General features: G+C 69.3%; 13 protein-coding genes. 4 read left to right on the top strand and 9 right to left on the bottom strand.

Annotation, left to right across the window (positions count from 1 at the left end; translation table 11 throughout):
- Positions 1–419: 419 nt before the first annotated feature.
- The 3 genes from ACFTQE_RS05385 to ACFTQE_RS05375 all read right to left on the bottom strand — a co-directional run bounded on the left by ACFTQE_RS05385 (position 420) and on the right by ACFTQE_RS05375 (position 4,308).
- Complete coding sequence (locus ACFTQE_RS05385; protein ID WP_376924094.1) at positions 420–1,046, bottom strand: hypothetical protein; 627 nt, start codon at positions 1,044–1,046, stop codon at positions 420–422.
- Positions 1,047–1,178: 132 nt separating this feature from the next.
- The gene (locus tag ACFTQE_RS05380) at positions 1,179–1,682 is read right to left on the bottom strand and encodes an amino-acid N-acetyltransferase (protein WP_376924093.1); all 504 of its coding nucleotides are present in this window, start codon (positions 1,680–1,682) and stop codon (positions 1,179–1,181) included.
- Between the two features lie 97 nt (positions 1,683–1,779).
- A complete protein-coding gene (locus tag ACFTQE_RS05375) occupies positions 1,780–4,308 on the bottom strand; it encodes an ATP-dependent Clp protease ATP-binding subunit (protein ID WP_375835293.1) in 2,529 nt (842 codons plus the stop codon).
- A 173-nt stretch (positions 4,309–4,481) separates the two neighbouring features.
- On the opposite strand from ACFTQE_RS05375, the gene ACFTQE_RS05370 reads away from it, so the two are divergent.
- Positions 4,482–5,099 (top strand): hypothetical protein, encoded by a 618-nt coding sequence (locus ACFTQE_RS05370; protein ID WP_376924092.1) that lies wholly within the window; start codon positions 4,482–4,484, stop codon positions 5,097–5,099.
- Positions 5,099–5,344: a helix-turn-helix domain-containing protein gene (locus ACFTQE_RS05365; protein ID WP_375835297.1), complete on the top strand. Its 246-nt coding sequence runs from the start codon at positions 5,099–5,101 to the stop codon at positions 5,342–5,344. Before ACFTQE_RS05370 ends, ACFTQE_RS05365 begins: the two co-directional genes overlap by 1 nt.
- Here ACFTQE_RS05365 and ACFTQE_RS05360 read toward each other — a convergent pair.
- Together ACFTQE_RS05360 and ACFTQE_RS05355 are read right to left on the bottom strand one after the other, a co-directional pair.
- Positions 5,335–5,856, bottom strand: coding sequence for a DUF6609 family protein (locus ACFTQE_RS05360; protein WP_376924091.1), 522 nt, complete (start codon positions 5,854–5,856; stop codon positions 5,335–5,337). The two genes, ACFTQE_RS05365 and ACFTQE_RS05360, sit on opposite strands and share 10 nt — an antisense overlap.
- Before the next feature lie 42 nt (positions 5,857–5,898).
- Positions 5,899–6,381 (bottom strand): hypothetical protein, encoded by a 483-nt coding sequence (locus ACFTQE_RS05355; protein WP_376924090.1) that lies wholly within the window; start codon positions 6,379–6,381, stop codon positions 5,899–5,901.
- A gap of 60 nt (positions 6,382–6,441) precedes the next feature.
- Between ACFTQE_RS05355 and ACFTQE_RS05350 the strand changes: the two genes are divergently transcribed.
- Positions 6,442–7,491: a pirin family protein gene (locus tag ACFTQE_RS05350; protein ID WP_376924089.1), complete on the top strand. Its 1,050-nt coding sequence runs from the start codon at positions 6,442–6,444 to the stop codon at positions 7,489–7,491.
- A gap of 123 nt (positions 7,492–7,614) precedes the next feature.
- Positions 7,615–13,215, top strand: a complete 5,601-nt coding sequence (locus ACFTQE_RS05345) for an LPXTG cell wall anchor domain-containing protein (RefSeq protein WP_376924088.1) — start codon at positions 7,615–7,617, stop codon at positions 13,213–13,215.
- Positions 13,216–13,220: 5 nt separating this feature from the next.
- Here the strand turns inward: ACFTQE_RS05345 and cls are convergent, their stop codons facing one another.
- From cls to ACFTQE_RS05325, 4 genes are all read right to left on the bottom strand, one after another.
- On the bottom strand, positions 13,221–14,687 hold the full coding sequence (cls, locus tag ACFTQE_RS05340; RefSeq protein WP_376924087.1) for a cardiolipin synthase: 1,467 nt from the start codon (positions 14,685–14,687) through the stop codon (positions 13,221–13,223).
- 4 nt (positions 14,688–14,691) lie between these two features.
- Complete coding sequence (locus tag ACFTQE_RS05335) at positions 14,692–14,868, bottom strand: hypothetical protein (protein WP_375835304.1); 177 nt, start codon at positions 14,866–14,868, stop codon at positions 14,692–14,694.
- A gap of 130 nt (positions 14,869–14,998) precedes the next feature.
- On the bottom strand, positions 14,999–15,844 hold the full coding sequence (locus ACFTQE_RS05330) for an endonuclease domain-containing protein (protein WP_376924086.1): 846 nt from the start codon (positions 15,842–15,844) through the stop codon (positions 14,999–15,001).
- 197 nt (positions 15,845–16,041) lie between these two features.
- On the bottom strand, positions 16,042–16,200 hold the full coding sequence (locus tag ACFTQE_RS05325; protein WP_376924085.1) for a hypothetical protein: 159 nt from the start codon (positions 16,198–16,200) through the stop codon (positions 16,042–16,044).
- Positions 16,201–16,220 lie beyond the last annotated feature (20 nt).

Genomic DNA, 16,220 nt, shown 5'->3' with positions numbered 1-16,220 from the left:
CGGAGGTGCCGACAGATCACGAATGTTGTCGATGATCCTCACGTCAACGAGACCGCACTCGGGACATACGGGCATCCCCACACCATCCCACCAGACACCCCCCGCGGCTACCCCCCAACGGGGCTGCATCAGCTCGGCAGAGAGGCCTCCGCAGCCGACCCGATGAGCACCCAGACGCGATCGCATTCCAGGCATCGGGCACGCACCCTCGGTTCAGACAGTCGGTGATCGTTCGGCCCCCGCACATCTCGTGCGATATCGGTTGACCCGCAGTCGGGGCACGACGTCATTGCCACCCATCTACGGTCACACGTCCGGATGGCCGCCGAAAGCACCCAACCGGGGTACGAAACGGACCCCGCCCTCCACTCTCGACGCCGGCACACTGGCAAGAGGCGATCCCGTGGCTGCGGGTTCCGCTAGTAGAGCAGGAACTGCTTCTGCTCGGCCGATGCGAAGCCGTCGACCGTCACCGCGAGGTGGTACGACGCACCGCCCGCCGGCACCGTCTCGCGGGCGCCGGTGCAGGTCTCGGGCGTCGAGTACGTGCGGTCCCAGATGATCGGCACGCTCGAGCTGACCGGAGTGCCCGGGGTCAACGAGACCTCGGCGTCGATGGCGTCGACCTGGCAGTCGGTCGACGTCCAGTACTGCTCGGAGCCGCTCGTGACGGTGAAGACCTGCGCGTTCGTGCCGGCGTTCAGCACGCAGACGTTCTTGCCCGTGTTGGTGATCGTGACCGACAGCTGCGGCTGCTCCCCCGGCTCGTACGAGGACTTGTCGGTGACCGCCTCGACCAGGATCTTCTCGGGAGCGCACGGGTCCCCGTCGGCTGCCGTGGGCTCCGTCGGGATCGAGGTCGTCTCGGGCACCGCCGACGGCTCCGCGCTCGGCGAGGCGACGGGCTCCTCGCCCTGGCTCGCTCCCGGACGCACGATGACGAGCACGATCGCGATGATCACCGCGAGCAGGCCGATCAGCACGACGATGCGGCGACGACGGTACACCTGCGGTGACTGCCGCCCGGTCGGTGTGTTCGTCGACATGCACACAGGGTACGGCCGGGATGCGCGCGCCCGCGGCATCCGCTCGGCGTGCCGTTTCTCGTCTCAGCGAGGTCTCAGCGGCATCTCAGCGCCCGCGAGCGGCCGAGTACGCGCGTCAGGGGGCACTGAACGTCAGAGCAGCTTCAGCATGCGCGTGTTGCCGAGCGTGTTCTGCTTCACCCGCGCGAGGTCGAGGAACTCGGCGACGCCCTCGTCGTTCGAGCGCACGAGTTCGGCGTACACCGTGGGATCCACGGTCTCGGCCCCCATGTCGACGAAGCCGTGGCGGCCGAAGAACCCGGTCTCGAAGGTCAGGCAGAAGAGCCGCGAGAGACCGAGCTCGCGGGCCTCCTCCTCGAGCGCGGCGAGCAGCGCGTGGCCGACGCCGTGGCCGAGCCACGCGTCGTCGACGGCGAGGGTGCGGACCTCGCCGAGGTCCTCCCACATGACGTGCAGCGCGCCGGCGCCGACCAGGCTGCCTTCGTCGGTCTCGGCGACGCGGAACTCCTGCACCGCACCGTAGAGGTCGACGCGCTCCTTGCCGAGCAGGATGCGTCGCTGCACGAGTGGCTCCACCAGCTCGATGATCTTCGGCACATCGCTCGTGCGCGCCCGGCGCACGTGGAACTCGGTCATCCTGCCATCGTATTCCCGCACGACGTCGATCCCGTGCGACGGCATGAACGACGAAGGGGCGGATGCCGCAGCATCCGCCCCTTCGTGTCGTGCTCGGCTACTCGCCCGACGCTGCCGCCAGGTCGGGCGTCGCCGGACCGGTGCCGATCGCGGCGGCGGTGTTCACGCCGACCGCGACGGGCAGCTCACGCTGCGTCGTGGTGAAGAGGAACTCGCCGTCCTTGAAGTCGACGTGCACGTGGTCGCCCGCGTTGAGCTCGCCGTGCAGGATCTTCTCGGAGAGGCGATCCTCGACCTCGTGCTGCACCGCGCGGCGCAGCGGACGGGCGCCGAGCGACGGATCGAAGCCGACCTCGATGAGCCGCTCCTTGGCGGACTGCGTGAGCTCGATCGTCATGTCGCGGTCGAGCATGCGCTCGCTGAGGCGCTTGATGAACAGGTCGACGATCTGCAGCAGCTCGGGCTTGGAGAGCTGCGGGAAGACGATGATCTCGTCGACGCGGTTCAGGAACTCGGGCTTGAAGTGCTTCTTCAGCTCCTCCTTCACCTTGCCGCTCATGAGGTCGTAGCCCGTGCGCGAGTCGCCCTCGAGCTGGAAGCCGACGGGGCCGCCCGAGATGTCCTTCGTGCCGAGGTTGGTCGTCATGATGATGACCGTGTTCTTGAAGTCGACGACGCGACCCTGGCCATCGGTCAACCGGCCCTCTTCGAGGATCTGGAGGAGCGAGTTGAAGATGTCGGGGTGCGCCTTCTCGATCTCGTCGAAGAGCACGACGCTGAACGGCTTGCGGCGCACCTTCTCGGTGAGCTGGCCGCCCTCTTCGAAGCCGACGAATCCGGGAGGGGCGCCGAAGAGGCGCGAGACCGTGTGCTTCTCGCCGTACTCCGACATGTCGAGCGAGATCATCGCCGCCTCGTCGTCGAAGAGGAACTCGGCGAGGGCCTTGGCGAGCTCGGTCTTTCCGACGCCCGTGGGGCCGGCGAAGATGAACGAGCCCGACGGGCGCTTCGGGTCCTTGAGACCTGCGCGGGTGCGGCGGATGGTCTTGGCGAGGGCCGAGATGGCCTCCTCCTGGCCGATGACGCGCTCGTGCAGCGCCTTCTCCATGAAGACGAGTCGCGAGGACTCCTCTTCGGTGAGCTTGAAGACGGGGATGCCGGTGGCCTGCGCGAGCACCTCGGCGATCAGGCCCTCGTCGACGACCGCGGTGGTCTTGACGTCGCCCGACTTCCACTGCTTCTCGAGGCGCAGACGCTCGCCGAGGAGGTTCTTCTCCTCGTCGCGGAGCGAGGCGGCCTTCTCGAAGTCCTGCTCCTCGATCGCCGTCTCCTTCGCGGCGCGAACGACGGCGATCTTCTCGTCGAATTCGCGCAGCTCGGGCGGGCTCGAGAGGATCGAGAGGCGGAGGCGAGCGCCGGCCTCGTCGATCAGGTCGATCGCCTTGTCGGGGAGGAACCGGTCGGAGATGTAGCGGTCGGCGAGGTTCGCCGCGGCCACGATGGCACCGTCGGTGATCGAGACCTTGTGGTGGGCCTCGTAGCGGTCGCGCAGCCCCTTGAGGATGTTGATCGCGTGGGGCAGCGAGGGCTCGGCGACCTGGATCGGCTGGAAGCGGCGCTCGAGCGCGGCATCCTTCTCGAAGTGCTTGCGGTACTCGTCGAGCGTCGTCGCGCCGATGGTCTGCAGTTCACCGCGGGCGAGCAGCGGCTTCAGGATGGAAGCGGCGTCTATTGCGCCCTCGGCGGCACCGGCCCCGACGAGCGTGTGGATCTCGTCGATGAAGACGATGATGTCGCCGCGCGTGCGGATCTCCTTCGTGACCTTCTTCAGGCGCTCCTCGAAGTCACCGCGGTAGCGGGAACCGGCGATGAGCGAACCGAGGTCGAGCGAGTAGAGCTGCTTGTCCTTCAGCGTCTCGGGCACCTCGCCCTTGACGATGGCCTGCGCGAGGCCCTCGACGACGGCGGTCTTGCCGACGCCGGGCTCGCCGATGAGCACGGGGTTGTTCTTCGAGCGACGCGAGAGGATCTGCATGACCCGCTCGATCTCCTTCTCGCGACCGATCACGGGGTCGAGCTTCGACTCGCGAGCGGCCTGCGTGAGGTTGCGGCCGAACTGGTCGAGGATCTGCGAGCCGCCCTGCGGGGTCTGCTGCTCGTTCGCGCCGACCTGCACCTGCTCCTTGCCCTGGTAGCCCGAGAGCAGCTGGATGACCTGCTGGCGCACGCGGTTGAGGTCGGCGCCCAGCTTCACGAGGACCTGGGCGGCGACGCCCTCGCCCTCGCGGATGAGCCCGAGCAGGATGTGCTCGGTGCCGATGTAGTTGTGGCCGAGCTGCAGCGCCTCGCGGAGCGAGAGCTCGAGCACCTTCTTGGCGCGCGGCGTGAACGGGATGTGCCCCGTCGGCTGCTGCTGGCCCTGGCCGATGATGTCCTGGACCTGCTCGCGCACCGCGTCGAGCGAGATGCCGAGCGACTCGAGCGCCTTGGCTGCGACGCCCTCACCCTCGTGGATGAGGCCGAGCAGGATGTGCTCGGTGCCGATGTAGTTGTGGTTGAGCATCTTGGCCTCTTCTTGGGCCAGGACGACGACACGACGGGCTCGGTCGGTGAATCTCTCGAACATCTCTACTCCTCACGACCCCGCTGGGTAGGGGCGCCGATACAACGAGCGTAAACAAGGCGGATGCCCCGTGGGGCCCTGTTCGCCGTGGGCGCATCACGTTCGAGCATTGACGAGAGCGCGCGATCGCCCTACCATAACGTTTATCGTTAGTATCGATAAACGTTAGGAACACGATGCAATCAACTGCTGCCCCCTCGATCAGTCGCTCCGACACGGTCGCCCTCTGGCTGTTCATGGTCGCGGGCGCGGTCATCGCGGTGTGGGGTATCGCGGCAGCGGTGCTGCGCATCCTCGAGGTCGCGCCGAACCGAGACGTCGCAGTGGCCGCCGAGTTCGCTGGAACGACCGCCGAAGCGCCGATCGGGCCCGATGGCGCCCTGGTGACGGTCGAGCTCGACCGGGCGATCGTGACCGTGCCCGCGCTCCCCGGCGCATCGTGGGCATCGCTCATCATCCAGCAGGTGATCGCCGCGGCGACGATCGGGATCGTCGTCGCCTGCCTCCTGCTCCTCTGCTGGTCGGTCATGCGGAACCAGGTCTTCAGCCGCCGCAACACCGCGCTGGTGGCCGTGGCCGGCATCACCGGGACCATCGGCTTCGCCGCCGTGCCGTTCTTCGGCAACATGGCCGCCAACGGCGCCTTCGCCCGCCTCAGCGACGGCGACTTCGACAACGTCGTGATGTCGGTCGACGTGATGCCCCTCTTCTTCCTCGCCTTCGTCGCGGCCATGGCCGCGACCGTCTTCACCGTCGGCGATCGGCTGCGCCGCGATACCGAGGGGCTCGTCTGATGGCGCCGGCGGAGCCCGACGAGGCATCCGATGTGCACTGCCGGCTCGACGAGCTGCTCGCCGCCCGGGGCATGACGCTCGCTCGCCTCGCCGAACTCGTCGGCGTGAGCGTCGTGAACCTCAGCGTGCTGAAGAACGACCGCGCCCGAGCCATCCGCTTCTCGACGCTGCAGGCCGTCTGCGAGGTGCTCGACTGCGAGATCGGAGAACTGCTCGTGCTCCGGCGCTCGGTCGATCAGGCGTAGCTGACGGCGATCATCGCGGCCCCCGCCGCGATCTTCAGCACACCGTCGATCGCCCAGAAGACCCGGAAGTCGACCGAACGCATGCGCAGGCCGACGAGGGCGTTCGCCACGCAGACGAGCGCCAGCAGCGCGCAGATCGGCCCATGCGAGAAGCCGAGGATGAGGAAGTGGGCCCCGACGATGACGAGCATCCACATCCAGAACTCGCGGGAGTCGAGGTCGGGGAACCTGCGCACGACGACGCTGACGAGGTAGCCCTCGACGAGGAAGGCGATGCCGAGCACGACCCACTGCCAGATCGCGGGCGACGGGAGCCCGGCGAAGATGAGCTTCGTGGCCCCGCCGACGGCCATGATCACGACGCCGGTCGCGGCGCCCGCGATCAGCCAGACGATGCGCCATCGGCGCGAGCCGAATGCCCCGATCAGGATGCCGAGTCCGATCGCAGCCAGGAAGGCGCCGCCGCCTCGCATCAGCGGGAACGCCTCGGCCATGCCGTCGAGAAGGATCACGCCGACCGGCCCGTCAGCGGCCTGCGGTCGACGTCGCGGTCGTCACTTGACGGGAATCGTGATCTCGGTGTCGGCGACCTCGACGACGAGCGGCTCGGTCGTCGTGACGGTCACCGGGGTCCAGAAGAGCGTCGTGTGCGGCACGAAGTCCATCGTGCAGACCTCGTCTTCAGGCCGTTCGACGAGGTCGATCGCGACGCGGTTGCCCTCGCCGGCCTCCTCGAGCACGCGGATCTGCTCACCCACGACGGGGCACGTCGAACTCCCGGAGACGATGAGGGCGATCTGGCCGCCGTCGGCCCACCACACGGCCACGGGACCCTCTTCGGACGAGGGGATCTCGTGGGTGTCGCCCGCCGGGTCGGTGCCCGAATCGACGTCGACCGTGTCGGCGTCGGCCTCGGTCGGAACGCCGGGGAAGTTCTCGGCGGCTCCGGACGGCGGGTTGCACGCCGACAGCAGGAACACCGACGAGAGCGCCAGGGTGAGGAGACCAGCACGACGAAGACGCAGCGAAGGAGCCATACCGCCATGCTAACGGGCGGCCCCACCCCGCGCGCGGGTGCCCCGCGTAGTATTTTCGCCATGAGCAACCTCGAGCGGAACCCTGCTGAACTGCTCTGTCCGCCCGAGGCCGGAGCCGATCCCGCGATCGCCGTGCTGCAGCCGCGAGACGTGCCCCTCGGCGGCCCGCGGGCGATGAACGTGCGCCGCACGCTCCCCCAGCGCGGCCGCACGACGATCGGCGCGTGGTGCTTCGCCGACCACTACGGCCCCGACGACGTCGCGACCTCCGGCGGCATGGTCGTGCCGCCGCACCCGCACACGGGCCTCCAGACCGTCAGCTGGCTCTTCGAGGGCGAGATCGAGCACCGCGACAGCACCGGCAGCCATGAGATGGTGCGCCCCGGCGCGGTGAACCTGATGACCGCCGGTCGCGGGATCTCGCACTCCGAGGTCTCGACCCCGCAGACGACCCGGCTGCACGGAGTGCAGCTGTGGGTGGCGCTGCCCGACGACTCCCGCCATGTGGCGCCGTTCTTCGAGCATGCCGAGATCGACGAGGTGCCGGTCGACGACGCGGTCGTGCGCGTCTTCGCCGGGTCGCTGCCCGGCGTCGACGCCGAGGCATCCGTCTCGCTGTTCTCGCCGCTCGTCGGCGCCCAGATCGAGCTGCCGGCCGGCGGTGAGGCCTGGATCGAGCTCGACCCCTCGTTCGAGCACGGGCTGCTCGTCGACCTCGGCCCGGTCGGCGTGACGATCGCGGCGCTCGACGGCGAGGCCGACGACCCCGATCAGCTCGTGCCGCTCGCCGAGACCGGCCGCACCGCCACGCTCGCGCGGAGCGAACTCGGCTACCTGCCGGTCGGCCACGAGGGCGTACGACTGCGGGCAGCGGATGCCCCGGTGCGCGTGATCCTCCTCGGCGGCGTGCCGTTCGACGAAGCGCTCGTGATGTGGTGGAACTTCATCGGTCGCGATCACGACGAGATCGTGGAGTTCCGTCGGCAGTGGCAGGCCGACGTGGTCGGCCGCGACAACCCCGACGGACGGTTCGGCGACGTCACCGGCTACGACGGCGCCCCGCTGCCCGCCCCCGAGCTGCCGACCGTGCACCTGAAGCCGCGGCGCTGAAGCCGCGCCTCACCGGCCGAGGGGTCCCGGTTTTCGGAGGAACCGATCGCCGGCCGACATCGCCGATGCCGATGCCGAAAATGAAGCAGGATCATCGCGCAACCCTGCTGTTACGATGACCGGGTGACGGACGCGGGGGGTCGCGAACGAACGCGATCGGCCACGGTCGCGCTCGCCGTCCTGCTGCTCCTCGCATCGATCCTGGTCGTGGTCCTGCCGACCAGCGCCGCACCGATCGTGCCCTTCTCGGCGCGCTTCTCGGCCGATGACAACGGCACCGTGGCGATCTTCGGCAACAACCTGCTGTCGTGCCCGACCAGCGACAGCCGATGCGCCGGTGCGCGAGCGGGAACCACGTCGTTGAACAACAACGGCTTCGCGATGCAGCACCTCGATGTCGACGCCGATGCCTCGACCTTCAACTCCTCGAGCACGCAGGTGAGCGCTCCGCCGTCAGGCGAAGTGCTCTGGGCGGGGCTGTACTGGGGCGCACGCCTCAGCCGCGCCAACGGAGGCGTCGCAGGCGTGGGCGATCGCAAGGTCATGCAGCTTCGCGCCCCCGGGGCATCCTCGTACTCGCCCGTGACCTCGCAGGCCGGATTCGGGCCGACCGCCGGCGACCAGGCTTACCAGGAGTTCGCCGACGTCACGTCGCTCGTGCGCACCGCGGGAGCCGGCACGTACTGGGGTGCGAACGTCGTGGCCGGCACCGGCGAAGACCGCTACGCCGGCTGGTCGCTCGTCGTGGTGTACCGCGCACCCGGACTGCCGCTCCGCAACCTCACGGTCTTCGACGGGTTCGCCGACGTCGGTCGCGACGAGCCGCAGCAGGTGAACCTGTCGGGGTTCCGCACTCCGGTGACCGGCGCGGTCGCGACCCAGCTCGGGATGGTCGCGTACGAGGGCGACTTCTCTACATCAGGCGACTCCGCCCGGCTGGGCAGCACGCTGCTCTCCACGACGCCGCTCTCGCGCGGCAGCAACTTCTTCAACGGCACCAACGACGACAACGGCGCGAGCGTCGCCACGCGGAATCCCGCGCACCTGAACATGCTCGGGTACGACATCAAGAACCTCGCGGCCAGCGGGATCCCCAATGGCGCGACGAGCGCGACGATCTCGCTCGAGAGCACCGGCGACCGGTACTTCCCCGGCGTGGTGACGACGGCGATCGGCCTGTTCGCGCCCGATTTCTCGACGAGCACGAAGACCGTTGCGAACCTCGCCGGGCGTACGCCCGCGCTCCCGGGCGATGAGCTCGAGTACACCCTCACCTACCCGAACACCGGGCAGGATCCCGCGACCCTCGTCGAGTTGACCGACACCCTGCCGCCCGGCACGACCTTCGTCTCGGCCACGCCGTCGTCCGGCACCTGCACCGGGGCCGCGCGCGACGTGAGCTGCACGATCGGAACGATCGGCGTGGGCCAGACGTGGCAGGCGCGCGTTCGCGCGACCGTCGACCCCGACGCCGCGGGCACGACCCTCGTGAACGCCGCTGTGCTCGACTACCGCGCCGCGACCCTCGGACGCGACCTCACCTACGTCGTGGCCCCCGCCACGATCGCCGTCGACGCGGTCGCCGACCTGTCGCTCACCAAGTCGCTGAGCGTGGGGACGGGTGTCGCCGGCACCGAGGTCACCTCGACCCTCACGGTCGCCAACGCGGGTCCGAATGCGGCGACCGGCGTGGTCGTGACCGATCAGCTCCCGGCGGGGGTGACGTTCGTCTCGGCCACGACGCCGCAGGGAACGTGCGCGCCCTCCGCCGGAGTGGTCACGTGCGACCTGGGCACGGTGGCCGACGACGCCGTCGTCGACATCGAGGTCGTCGTCGCCATCCCGTCCGGATCGAACGCCGAATCGATCGTGAACGTCGCGTCGGTCACCGCCGCCACCGCGGACCCGACACCGGGTGACAATGCGGCGGGCGCGTCGGCCGCGGTCGTGCGCGACGCCGACCTGTCGGTGGTGAAGACGGCGACCGATGACGAGGTGGTGCCGGGTGCGACCACGACGTTCACGGTCACCGTCACCAACGACGGCCCATCGGATGCCGCATCGGTCGTCATCACCGACACCGTGCAGGATCCCGCGCTCGTGCTGACGTCGGCCGACGCTCCCGGCGCGACGTGCAGCTTCAGCGGATCCGCCGCGCGCTGCCAGATGCCGACGCTCGCGGCCGGTGCGCAAGCCGTGATGACCGTCGGTGCGCGGGTGTCGCCGGATGCCACGGAGGGCGTCGTCCTCGACAACGTCGCGACGACGGCCTCGAACACGCCAGACTCTGATCCGTCCGACAACACCGACACCGTCTCGATCGATGTCGCAGCGCCGCTCGCCGACGTCGAGACCGCCAAGACCGCGCGGGACGCGGTCGCCGGCGGACAGATCGCCTACACGGTCGTCGTGACGAACCGCGGGCCGTCGACCGCGAAGGCCGTGAACGTCGAAGACCTCCTGCCTGCGGGGCTGACGGCGGCGAGCGCGACGTCGTCGCGCGGCACGTGCACGACGGGATCGACCATCTCGTGCGAGCTCGGCGACCTGCCGGGCCCCGACGCCGCAGGAATCGCGACGTCGGCGACGATCACGATCGTCGCCGACGTGGCGCCCGATGCGCCGGTCGGCGCACTCTCGAACACCGCGACCGCCTCGACCACGACCACGGATCCCGATCCGGCCGACGATGCCGCCACGGCGACCTCGACGGTGAGCGCCCTCGCCGACGTCTCGGTCACGAAGACGGCGACGCCGACGCAGCCCGCCGCCGGCGAGAACGTGACCTTCACGATGGTGGTGACCAACGCCGGCCCATCGACCGCACGCGATGTCGAGCTCGTCGATCCGCTTCCGCCCGGGCTGATCCCGGTCGGAGCGACGAGCGAACCGGGGGTGTCGTGCGACGGCGCTGCGACGGTCACGTGCGATATCGGCGACCTTGCGCCCGGTGCGTCGACCACGGTGACCGTCACCATGACGATCCCGGCGGACTTCGACCTCGACGTCGGCGCGGTGAACACGGCGACCGTCACCGCTTCCACCCCCGACCCCGCTGCCGGCAACAACGCCGCGACGGCGACCGTGACGGCGCGGGCGCTCTCCGACCTCATCGCGTTCAAGTGGGACACCACCGACCTGCCGCCGGCACCGGGCACCCCCGGTCGGTCGTTCGCTGCGGGTGAGATCGTCACCTACAAGCTGGCGGTCGGCAACTTCGGGCCCTCGGATGCCTCGTCCGCACGTGTCGTCGACACGCTGCCGCCGGGAGTGACCTACCTCGACTCCGTGCCCGAGTGCCGGTTCGAGGAGCCGAACCGCGTGGTGTGCGACCTGCCGACCGTGCCGTCGCAGTACGCGGCGATCTTCCCCGTGCGGGTGCGGATCGATCCGGGGCTCGCCGACGGCACGCAGCTCACCAACGACGTGCAGATCACGCTGCTCGACCCCGACCGCGTGGATCCCGTGTCGTCGAACAACTTCGCGTCCGTCACGAACCCGGTCGTCACCTCCGCCGACCTCAACATCGCCAAGAGGACCTACTCGCTCGACCTGCCCGCCCAGACGTTCACGGTTCCGTCGTCGGCGCCCGCCGGAGCGCTCACCGGCTACTTCCTCGACATCCGCAACGACGGACCGAGCATCGCGCGTGACGTCGTGGTGGTCGATTCGTCGACGATGACCGACTTCTTCGTGAACCGGGTCGTGCTGATCCGGGCCGGCGCCGAACCGGTGGATCTGACCGCGGCATGCGCCTGGAGCGGCGGAGACCTGCAGTGCCCCATCGGCGACCTGCCCGTGTTCGCCGCGACCGACGCGAGCTGGCTCATCCAGGTCGACGGGGTCACGCTGTCGAACGCGGCGCCGGGAGACTACGTGAACACGGCGACGCTCGCTTCGGCCACCCCCGACGGGGATCCGGCCGACAACACCTCCCAGGCGCCGATCACCGTCACCGACCCGGTGGCGACGCTCACCATCGACAAGGCGGTGCTGGGTGGCAACGATGTCGACGGCGACGGCCAGGTCGACATCGTGCCAGGAACACCGTTCGGCTACCAGCTGACGGTGGAGAACGTCTTCGACCCCGCTCGCGAGGGCGCATCGGATGCCGCTGGGGTGGTCGTGATCGACACCCTGCCGCCGGGCCTGACACCCACCAGCGCGACGAGCACGCAGGGAACGTGCGAGATCACCCTGCCGAGCACCGTGACGTGCACGCTCGGGACCGTGCTCGGCCCCGGCCGGGTGCCTTCGCCGCCGCCGGTGCTGATCACCGTGTCGGGCACGGCCGCGACCGGTCTCTCCACCGGGACCACGCTCACGAACACGGCGACCGTCTCATCGCCGATCTCCGCCGATGCCTCGGATTCCGTCTCCCAGTCCGTCATCGCCGTCGCGGATCTCGCGATCACGAAGGTGCCCGACGCTGCCGAGGTGGCCGCGGGCTCCGTCGCGGGGTTCAGCCTCATCGTCACGAACGCCGGCCCGTCCGACGCCGAGGTCGTCGACATCGCCGATCTGCTTCCGCCGGAGCTGACCTTCGAGCCGGCCGCCTCCGACCCCGCCTGCAACCTCACGACTGAAGGTGACGTCACGTACGTGCAGTGCCTCATCGGGACGCTGGCGGTGGGCGAGAGCCGCACCGTGCGTGTGGGGGCGCGCATCGCGCCCGGTCAGGCGCCCACCACGGTCACCAATACGGCGGCGGCGGGCTCTCAGATCGTCGGCGGGGACTTCGACTTCTCCAACAACATCAGCGAGGCCGAGATCGCGATCGTCGCGAGCGCGGATCTGGTCGCCGGCAAGACCGCGGATTCGACCGGATACCGGGTCGGGTCGAACGTCACCTACACCGCCACGGTGACCAATGCCGGCCCGTCGACGGCGACCGACGTGGTGCTGGCGGATCCCGTGCCCGCCGGGCTGACGTTCGTCGGGGCATCCAGTGCCGACGGCCTGACGTGCGCCTTCGCCGACGGGAGCGTGTCCTGCACCGCGCCGACGCTCGCCGCCGGGGCGACCGCGTCGGCGACCATCGTGCTGGCGATTCCAGCGGGTCACGATCCCGGTCCCGTGACGAACACCGTCACGGTGTCCTCCGCGACCCCCGACCCCGTGCCCGGGAACGATGTCGCGACGGTGGTCGTCGAGGCGTTCATCCTCGCCGACGCCTCGGTGGTGAAATCGCTCCTGACCGCCGCGCCGCAGGCAGGCAGTCCGCTCGTCTTCGCCATCGACGTGTTCAACGCCGGGCCCCAGTCGGCGCCCGACATCGTGGTCAGCGACACGCTCGAGCCGGGATTCACCTTCGTGTCGGCATCGGGCGGCACGTGCGCGGTGACCAGTCCAGAGGGCCTCGACATCGTCACCTGCGAGGTCGAGTCGCTGGACGTCGGCGCGACCGCACGCGTGCTCGTGACCGTGCTCCCCGACGCCGACGTGCGTTCCGCCCGCAACGGCGCCCTCGTCGGGTCCGCGGCGCAGGATGGTCGCAGCGCCGACAACTACGACGAGATCGAGTTCACGCTGGCTGCGCCAGACGACCCGCCCACCCCGACGCCCACCCCCGGCGGGCCGACGGAACCGGCGCCGGGTTCGGGCAGTGCGACGCTGCCCGCCACCGGCTTCGGCATCCCGATCGCCCTGGTCATCGGGGCGCTGCTGGCCGTCTTCGCGGGTGCCGCGCTCACCTCGCGCCGCCGCCGCCGGCCGACCGACTGAGGCCGTTACTGCAGTGCCGAGGAGAGCCTGGCGAGGTTGTCGAGCACGGTCGAGCGGAGCGGCTGACGCATCCATTCGTCGAGGGTCAGTTCGCGGCTGTCGCGCCGGTAGCCGTCTTCGACGGCGCGCATCTCGCGCACGAACGATGCCCCGCGCACGAGGAGCGAGATCTCCATGTTGAGCTCGAACGAGCGGATGTCCATGTTGCTCGAGCCGATCACCGCGACGTCGTCGTCGATCGTGAAGTGCTTGGAGTGCAGGATGTACGGCGCCTTGTACATGTAGATCTTCACTCCGGCGCGGAGCAGGGCCTCGTAGTACGAGCGCTGCGCGTGGTAGACGAGCGCCTGGTCGCCGATCTCCGAGACGAAGAGCTCGACGTGGATGCCGCGCTGGGTCGCGCCGCTGATGGCACGCAGCATCGCCTCGTCGGGCACGAAGTACGGGCTCGTGAGGATGATCCGCTCTTCAGCCGCGTAGAGCAGCGCGAGGAAGAGCTTGAGGTTGTTCTCGTTCGGGTACCCGGGGCCGCTCGGCACCACCTGGCAGTCGAGGTCCTGGGCCTCGCCGGGCTGGTCGAGCGATTCTGCGAGGTCGCGCACGGGCTCCTCGCCGGTCTCGAGGTACCAGTCGGTCGCGAAGATGGCGTCGAGGCCGGCCACGATCGGCCCCTCGACGCGCGCCACGAGTTCCTTCCACTTCAGCCCGCGGCGGATGTTGCTGCTCTTGTTGTAGCTGCGGTCGATGATGTTCTGCGAGCCCATGAACCCGACCTCGCCGTCGACGACGAGGATCTTGCGGTGGTTGCGGAGGTCGGGGCGCTGGTACTTGCCCTTGAGCGGCTGCACGGGGAGCATGAGCTGCCAGCGCACGCCCATGGCGGTGAGTCGCTTCAGGGTCTTGCGGTAGCCCTTCACCCGGAGCGACGCGACGTGGTCGAGCATGAGGCGCACATCGACCCCGCGTGCGACCGCCTCACCGAGCGCGTCGAAGAACGGCGCCGTCGTGGCGTCGAGGGCGAGGATGTAGAACTCGACGTGCACGTAGCGCTTCGCATCGCGCACCGCGTCGGTCATCGCATCGAGTGAGCCCTGGTAGTCGCCGATCAGGCTCGCGCTGTTGGAGCCGATGAGCGGCATCGAGCCGAGGTTGCGGTTCAGGCGCACGACGCCCTCGAACCATCCGGGCCAATGGCCTGGGTCGCTGACCCGTTCGACACCGTGCGTCGACTCGCGGATGTACCGGTCGACCTCGGCCTGCTTCTCGCGCCGGTGCTTCGGCAGCTTCGGATTGCCGATGAGCAGGAAGAAGAACACGCCGATGAACGGGAGGAAGAAGATCGCGAGGAGCCACGCCATGCCCGCGGTGGGCCGGCGGTTGCGCGGAACCACGATGATCGCCGTGACACGGATGAACAGGTCGATCACGACGACGACGCCGGCGAAGAGGAGCGCCGTCTGCTCCGACGTCATGCCGTCAGGCTGCCGGTCGCTGTTTGGCGAGCTTGGCTCGTTCCTCCGCCTCGACCCGGGCGTACGCCTTTCGCTCGTTGCGATCGGCGTGGATGACGGCGCGCATCACGAACCAGAAGATGAGCCCGATGAGCACGGTCGGCGCGAGCGACCAGATCGCGTTCGCCCAGAATTCGTCCATAGGTCTACAAGGATACGTTCTTTCCCTGAATTCGCCGCTTTCTCCTGCACGAGAACAGGAAGACCCACCGTGGATGCAGCGAAAACAGGCCGAACCGGCCGCTTCTCGGCCGCCGTGCCTGCGTTCGTGCTCATCGAGTCGCGCCGACCAACGCACCCGACAGCAACGCGCGGATCACCGCGATGCACTGGTCGAGGTGCCGCATGATCTGAGCGTGCCCGAATCGGTGCCAACGGTAGCCGCGCAGCACGAGCGCGGCATTGCGCTCACGATCGCGCTCGGTGGCTTCGTGGCCGTCGTGCCACCTCGAGCCGTCGGCCTCGATGACGAGCCAGCCGTCGATCAGCAGGTCGACTCGGCCCACCCCGGCGATCACGACCTGCGACTCGACCCGCCAGCCCTCGTCACGGATCGCCGTCCGAAGCACCGACTCCAGCCCGGACTCCGCGGCGCCGTCGACTCGATTCCGCAGACGACGGATGCGCCGGGGCATCCGCTCCATCAGCCCGTCGAGCTGCGCCGAGGAGATCAGGCCGCGATGCAGCGCGCTGTCGATCGTCGCGATGGCGTCATGCCGGCCGGCGCGGGGAAGGAACTGCGCGAGCGCCTCGAGCACGTCGACGCGCCACACCCCTTGCCGTCGCGAGACGGCGCACCAGATCCGATACTCACTCTCGCGCAGTGGCGGCATCCGGCTCGCGGTGCGCGCCGTGGCAACGCACACCCCGTCGTTGCGGGAGACCCAGATGCCGTGGCTCCGCAGGGCGCTCTCACCGCCGAGGATGCCGCCGACCTCGATCGCACGGACGGCCTCGGGGTTGGCGTCATGCAGCGCGACCCACGACCGGCCGACCCGGAGGACGCGATGCCCGTCGACGGCCGCACGGATGTGCTGCGGCGAGTGCCCGCAGGCGCGGAGACGTGACCTCGTCGCGATGCCGCCGTGGCGACGGAGGTCGAAGATGAGGTCGGGCACGATCCGATCATCGCCGGTCGGCGGCGCTCATCGCGCGAGCGTGCCGACCGGTGAGCGTTCAGGGTGCGCAGCGCGATGGGGAGGACGGGTGCCGGCGTGCGCGAGAACAGGAACTCGGGCCGGAGGCCGACCCCGGCAGCCTGTTTTCAGCGCCCCGGCGGCGTGTCGGCCTGTTCTCGCACGCGAACGGGAGGCGGCTAGCCGCCGGTGACGAGACCCCAGACGCCGGAGACCACGAGGTAGAGGCCGATCGCGCCGACGACGAGCCAGATGCCGAGCCTCGTGTTCGACGGTCGCTTCGGATCCTTCTCGGGTTCGAGTTCGTCCTTCGGCAGGTAGTCGTTCATCTGCGGCATCCGCTCTCTCGATCGTTCAC

The organism is Agromyces sp. NPDC056965 (assembly GCF_042673425.1).
Taxonomy (GTDB): Bacteria; Actinomycetota; Actinomycetes; order Actinomycetales; family Microbacteriaceae; genus Agromyces.
This window is presented reverse-complemented; position numbering and strand designations above follow the sequence as displayed.

What these genes read in the sequence shown, in the direction of transcription:
- ACFTQE_RS05385 (WP_376924094.1), bottom strand. Translation starts at nt 1,046, where the DNA reads ATGTCGACGAACACACCGACCGGGCGGCAGTCACCGCAGGTGTACCGT.
- ACFTQE_RS05355 (WP_376924090.1), bottom strand. Translation starts at nt 6,381, where the DNA reads ATGGCTCCTTCGCTGCGTCTTCGTCGTGCTGGTCTCCTCACCCTGGCG.
- ACFTQE_RS05365 (WP_375835297.1), top strand. Translation starts at nt 5,099, where the DNA reads ATGGCGCCGGCGGAGCCCGACGAGGCATCCGATGTGCACTGCCGGCTC.
- ACFTQE_RS05380 (WP_376924093.1), bottom strand. Translation starts at nt 1,682, where the DNA reads ATGACCGAGTTCCACGTGCGCCGGGCGCGCACGAGCGATGTGCCGAAG.
- ACFTQE_RS05350 (WP_376924089.1), top strand. Translation starts at nt 6,442, where the DNA reads ATGAGCAACCTCGAGCGGAACCCTGCTGAACTGCTCTGTCCGCCCGAG.
- ACFTQE_RS05370 (WP_376924092.1), top strand. Translation starts at nt 4,482, where the DNA reads ATGCAATCAACTGCTGCCCCCTCGATCAGTCGCTCCGACACGGTCGCC.
- cls (WP_376924087.1), bottom strand. Translation starts at nt 14,687, where the DNA reads ATGACGTCGGAGCAGACGGCGCTCCTCTTCGCCGGCGTCGTCGTCGTG.
- ACFTQE_RS05335 (WP_375835304.1), bottom strand. Translation starts at nt 14,868, where the DNA reads ATGGACGAATTCTGGGCGAACGCGATCTGGTCGCTCGCGCCGACCGTG.
- ACFTQE_RS05375 (WP_375835293.1), bottom strand. Translation starts at nt 4,308, where the DNA reads ATGTTCGAGAGATTCACCGACCGAGCCCGTCGTGTCGTCGTCCTGGCC.
- ACFTQE_RS05325 (WP_376924085.1), bottom strand. Translation starts at nt 16,200, where the DNA reads ATGCCGCAGATGAACGACTACCTGCCGAAGGACGAACTCGAACCCGAG.